The following is a 4,507-nucleotide window of genomic DNA, read 5'->3' as shown; positions in this document are numbered from 1 at the left end:
ATGATTCCGTACGTGGTCTTCGCCTCGGCGAAGCCGTAGTCGATGTCCGCGCGCAGCGTATGCAGCGGCACGCGACCTTCGCGGTACCACTCGGAGCGCGCGATCTCGGCGCCATTCAGGCGGCCGGCGACATTGACCTTGATGCCCAGCGCGCCGAGGCGCATCGCGTTCTGGACCGAGCGCTTCATCGCGCGACGGAACATGATGCGGCGCTCGAGCTGCTGCGCGATCGACTCGGCGACGAGCTGGGCGTCGAGCTCGGGCTTGCGCACCTCGGTCACGTTGATGTGCGCCGGGACGCCCATCACGTTCGAGACTTCCTTGCGCAGCTTCTCGATGTCCTCGCCCTTCTTGCCGATGACGACGCCCGGGCGAGCCGTGTGGATCGTCACGCGCGCCGTCTTGGCCGGACGCTCGATCTGGATCCGGGAAATGCCGGCCTGGGCGAGCTTCTTCTTCAGCAACTCGCGCACCTTGAGGTCGGCACCGAGGTACCCGGCGTATTCGCGCTTGTTCGCGAACCACTTCGAGTTCCAGTCCTTGGCGATGCCAAGGCGGATGCCGATCGGATTGACTTTGTGACCCATCGTAGTCGTCCTGTGCCTTATTCGCCGACAACCACGGTGATGTGGCTGGTGCGCTTGGAGATGCGCGAGCCGCGGCCCTTCGCGCGTGCATGCATGCGCTTGAGGATCGCGCCCTCGTCGACGAAGATCCGGGCGACCTTCAGCTCGTCGACGTCCGCACCGAGGTTGTTTTCGGCGTTCGCGACGGCCGACAGCAGCACCTTCTTGATGAGGTGCGCAGCCTTCTTGTCGCTGAACTGGAGCAGGTTGGTCGCCCGACCGACCGGCATGCCACGCACCTGGTCGGCGACCAGGCGGGCCTTCTGCGGGGAAATGCGCGCGCTGCGCAGGATCGCTTTGGCTTCCATCGTGCTCACCGTCACTTCTTGGCCTCGGCGGCCTTCTTGTCGCCACCGTGCCCCTTGAACGTGCGGGTGACCGCAAATTCGCCGAGCTTGTGGCCGACCATGTTTTCGTTGACCAGCACCGGTACGTGCTGGCGGCCGTTGTGGATCGCGAGCGTGAAGCCCACCATCTCCGGTACGATCATCGAACGACGCGACCAGGTCTTGATCGGCTTCTTCGTATTGCCCGCGGCCTCCACCTTCTTGATCAGGTGATGGTCGACGAACGGACCTTTCTTCAGAGAACGAGCCATTGCTTAACCCCTGCGGTCGCGAACGATGAACTGCGTCGTGCGCTTGTTCTTGCGCGTCTTGTAACCCTTCGTCGGCATGCCCCACGGGGACACCGGGTGCGGGTTACCCTGGCCGGCCTTCGCCTCGCCGCCGCCGTGCGGATGGTCGACCGGGTTCATCGCGGCACCGCGAACGGTCGGACGCACGCCACGCCAGCGCGACGCACCGGCCTTGCCCAGCTTCTCGAGATTGTGCTCGCTGTTGCCGACTTCGCCGATCGTGGCGCGGCATTCCGCCGGCACCTTGCGCATCTCGCCGGAGCGCAGGCGCAGCGTGGCGTAGCCCTGCTCGCGCGCCACCAGCTGCGCGGAAGCACCGGCAGAACGCGCGATCTGCGCACCCTTGCCCGGCTTCATCTCGATGCAATGCACGGTCGAGCCGATCGGAATGTTGCGCAGCGGCAGGGAGTTGCCGACCTTGATCGGCGCGTCGTGGCCGGACATGAGCTGGTCGCCGACCTTCGCACCCTTCGGCGCGATGATGTAGCGGCGCTCGCCGTCGACGAAGCACAGCAGCGCGATGTGCGCCGTGCGATTCGGGTCGTACTCGATCCGCTCGATGCGGCAGGCGATGCCTTCCTTGTCGCGCTTGAAGTCGATCACGCGGTAGTGCTGCTTCGAGCCGCCACCCTTGTGGCGGGTCGTGATGCGACCGTAATGGTTGCGCCCACCGGTCTTGGACTGCGACTCGGTCAGCGGTGCGTACGGCGCGCCCTTGTGCAGGCCAGGCGTCGACACGCGCACGACGGCACGGCGACCAGCGGAGGTGGGTTTGACTGTAATCAGTGCCATGATGTTTTTTCCTGATTTCCATGGACGCTCATCGCGCCCACATCCACCTTAGGCCTTGGCCGTCACGTCGATGGTCTGGCCATCGGCGAGTCGGACGTACGCCTTGCGCTTGTTGCTGCGCGTACCGGCGCGGTTGCGGAATGCCCTGGCCTTGCCCTTGACGTTGACCAGGTTGACCGACTGTACGTCGACGCTGAACAGCCCTTCGACGGCCGCCTTGACGTCGGCCTTGGTCGCTGCGGGTGCAACCTCGAACACGTACTGGTTGTTTTCCTGCAGGCGCGCGCTCTTCTCGGAGATGTGCGGCGCGCGCAGGACGCTGTAGAGATGCTCTTTCACGCCAGCCACTCCTCGATACGCTTGAGCGATTCGACCGTCATGACGACCTTGTCCGCACCGACCAAGCTGACCGGATCCAGCGCGGCGACGTCGACGACGTGCAGGTAGGGCACGTTGCGCGCGGCAAGGTACAGCGCTTCAGGCGCGTTCTCGGCCACGAGCACGACGCGGCCTTCGGCCTTCAGCTCGGCGAGCTTCGCGACCATCTGCTTGGTCTTGGGCTGGTCGATGCCGAACGACTCCACCAGCGAGATGCGGCCCTGACGATTCAGCTCGGACAGGATCGAGGCCATCGCGCCGCGGAACATCTTGCGGTTGACCTTCTGCGCGAAACTGCGCGGGCGTGCAGCGAACGTGACGCCGCCGCCGACGAAGATCGGGGCGCGGAAGTCGCCGTGGCGCGCACCGCCGCCCTTCTGCTTCTTGAACTTCTTGGTCGTGCCGGAAAGGTCCGAACGCGACTTCTGGGCCTTCGTGCCAGAACGACCGGCGTTGCGATACGCAACGACGACCTGGTGCACGAGGTCTCCGCGGAATTCCTTGCCGAACACCGCCTCGGAGACGGAAACCGGCTTGGCGCCGATGACGTTGAGTTCCATGGCGTCCTCCTTACTTCGTCTTCACGGCGGGACGCACGATCACGTCGCCGCCCGGCGCGCCGGGCACAGAGCCCTTGATCGCGATCAGATGACGCTCGGTGTCGATCTTGACGATCTCGAGATTCATCGACGAACGGGTCACGTTACCCATGTGGCCGGCCATCTTCTTGCCCGGAAACACGCGACCCGGCGTCTGGCGCTGGCCGATCGAGCCCGGAGCGCGGTGCGACAGCGAGTTGCCGTGCGTGGCGTCGCCCATCGTGAAATGATGGCGCTTGATCGTGCCCTGGAAGCCCTTGCCCTTGCTGACGCCCTGCACGTCGACCTTCTGGCCGACCGCGAAGACCTCATCGGCCTTGAGTTCGCCGCCGACGGCGAACTTGCCGAGCTCGCCAGCTTCGACGCGGAATTCCCACAGGCCACGGCCCGCGGTCACGTTCGCCTTGGCGAAGTGCCCGGCAAGGGGCTTGCTGATCAACGCAGCGCGCTTCGCGCCGGCGGTGACCTGGACGGCGCTGTAGCCGTCGGCCTCGATGGTCTTCACCTGGGTGACACGGTTCGGCGTCGCCTCGATCAGCGTCACCGGCACCGAGCGACCATCCTCGGTGAAGACGCGGCTCATGCCGCATTTACGACCTACCAACCCGATACTCATCGTCGTATCCCGTTACTTGTGCTTCAGTGCAGCTTGATCTGGACGTCGACGCCGGCCGCGAGGTCGAGCTTCATGAGCGCGTCCACGGTCTTGTCGTTCGGGTCGACGATGTCCATCACGCGCTTGTGCACGCGCGTCTCGTACTGGTCGCGCGCATCCTTGTCGGCGTGCGGCGACACCAGAATGGTGTAGCGCTCGATCTTGGTCGGCAGCGGAATCGGTCCGCGAACCTGTGCGCCGGTGCGCTTCGCCGTCTCGACGATTTCGCTCGCGGAGCGGTCGATCAAGCGATGATCGAATGCCTTGAGCCGGATACGAATCTTCTGGTCCGCCATTGCCGTGTCCTTGAATCTGAAAGAACGCTGTTCATCGACGACGGAGTTCACTGAACCCCGCCCGCCGCGCCCGACGGGGGCGGCCTTGGAATACCTGTTGCGATTGCGCGAAAGAATGAGCGGACCGTTCCCGGCCCACTCAAACTTGGAACCATCCTCGCAGCCGGCCCACCTTCGGGGGTCGCCCCGTACCGGGCCGCTGCGGTCGACATCCTGTCGGCGAACTCGAAGCGCGTCCTGCGCCTCATTTCGCTGTCTTTTGCCGCGCCGGACAACGCCGGCTCAGCAGTGAGCCATCAACTATAGCAAGATGCCCACGGAATGTGAAGCTTTTGCGAAGCAGAATCCCGGAAAATCCATTCCGGGACCCTGCCAGGACCTTTCGGCCCTTACTGGACGATCTTCGCCACCACGCCGGCGCCGACCGTGCGGCCGCCCTCGCGGATCGCGAAGCGCAGGCCCTCGTCCATCGCGATCGGCGCGATCAGCGTCACCACCATCTTCACGTTGTCGCCCGGCATGAC

Annotated in this window: 8 protein-coding genes and 1 pseudogene; all 9 read right to left on the bottom strand. The window is 64.9% G+C overall.

Annotated elements, in window-relative coordinates; genetic code table 11:
• Positions 1 to 587 (bottom strand): 30S ribosomal protein S3 (gene rpsC / locus VI238_RS09855; protein WP_331650869.1); only part of this gene is annotated, 587 nt, incomplete at its 3' end.
• Between the two features lie 17 nt (positions 588 to 604).
• On the bottom strand, positions 605 to 934 hold the full coding sequence (gene rplV, locus VI238_RS09850) for a 50S ribosomal protein L22 (RefSeq protein ID WP_331650867.1): 330 nt from the start codon (positions 932 to 934) through the stop codon (positions 605 to 607).
• Positions 935 to 945: 11 nt separating this feature from the next.
• Positions 946 to 1,224 carry a 30S ribosomal protein S19 gene (rpsS, locus tag VI238_RS09845; protein ID WP_331650866.1) on the bottom strand — a complete coding sequence of 93 codons (279 nt, stop codon included), beginning with the start codon at positions 1,222 to 1,224 and terminating at the stop codon, positions 946 to 948.
• Between the two features lie 3 nt (positions 1,225 to 1,227).
• A complete protein-coding gene (gene rplB / locus VI238_RS09840; protein ID WP_331650864.1) occupies positions 1,228 to 2,055 on the bottom strand; it encodes a 50S ribosomal protein L2 in 828 nt (275 codons plus the stop codon).
• Positions 2,056 to 2,103: 48 nt separating this feature from the next.
• A complete protein-coding gene (gene rplW, locus VI238_RS09835; protein WP_331650862.1) occupies positions 2,104 to 2,394 on the bottom strand; it encodes a 50S ribosomal protein L23 in 291 nt (96 codons plus the stop codon).
• Complete coding sequence (rplD, locus tag VI238_RS09830) at positions 2,391 to 2,993, bottom strand: 50S ribosomal protein L4 (protein ID WP_331650861.1); 603 nt, start codon at positions 2,991 to 2,993, stop codon at positions 2,391 to 2,393. The genes rplW and rplD overlap by 4 nt, the downstream gene beginning before the upstream one ends.
• 10 nt (positions 2,994 to 3,003) lie before the next feature.
• Positions 3,004 to 3,648 (bottom strand): 50S ribosomal protein L3, encoded by a 645-nt coding sequence (gene rplC / locus VI238_RS09825; RefSeq protein ID WP_331650859.1) that lies wholly within the window; start codon positions 3,646 to 3,648, stop codon positions 3,004 to 3,006.
• 23 nt (positions 3,649 to 3,671) lie between these two features.
• Positions 3,672 to 3,983, bottom strand: coding sequence for a 30S ribosomal protein S10 (gene rpsJ, locus VI238_RS09820; protein WP_131994980.1), 312 nt, complete (start codon positions 3,981 to 3,983; stop codon positions 3,672 to 3,674).
• Positions 3,984 to 4,372: 389 nt separating this feature from the next.
• Positions 4,373 to 4,507: pseudogene (gene tuf / locus VI238_RS09815) on the bottom strand (elongation factor Tu); the annotation flags it as partial.

This window comes from Dokdonella sp. (genome assembly GCF_036518555.1).
Lineage (GTDB): Bacteria > Pseudomonadota > Gammaproteobacteria > Xanthomonadales > Rhodanobacteraceae > Dokdonella_A.
The sequence above is the reverse complement of the archived record's forward strand: the minus strand, read 5'-3'. Positions and strand labels throughout refer to the sequence as shown.

What these genes read in the sequence shown, in the direction of transcription:
- rplC (WP_331650859.1), bottom strand. Translation starts at nt 3,648, where the DNA reads ATGAGTATCGGGTTGGTAGGTCGTAAATGCGGCATGAGCCGCGTCTTC.
- rpsJ (WP_131994980.1), bottom strand. Translation starts at nt 3,983, where the DNA reads ATGGCGGACCAGAAGATTCGTATCCGGCTCAAGGCATTCGATCATCGC.
- rpsS (WP_331650866.1), bottom strand. Translation starts at nt 1,224, where the DNA reads ATGGCTCGTTCTCTGAAGAAAGGTCCGTTCGTCGACCATCACCTGATC.
- rplV (WP_331650867.1), bottom strand. Translation starts at nt 934, where the DNA reads ATGGAAGCCAAAGCGATCCTGCGCAGCGCGCGCATTTCCCCGCAGAAG.
- rplD (WP_331650861.1), bottom strand. Translation starts at nt 2,993, where the DNA reads ATGGAACTCAACGTCATCGGCGCCAAGCCGGTTTCCGTCTCCGAGGCG.
- rplB (WP_331650864.1), bottom strand. Translation starts at nt 2,055, where the DNA reads ATGGCACTGATTACAGTCAAACCCACCTCCGCTGGTCGCCGTGCCGTC.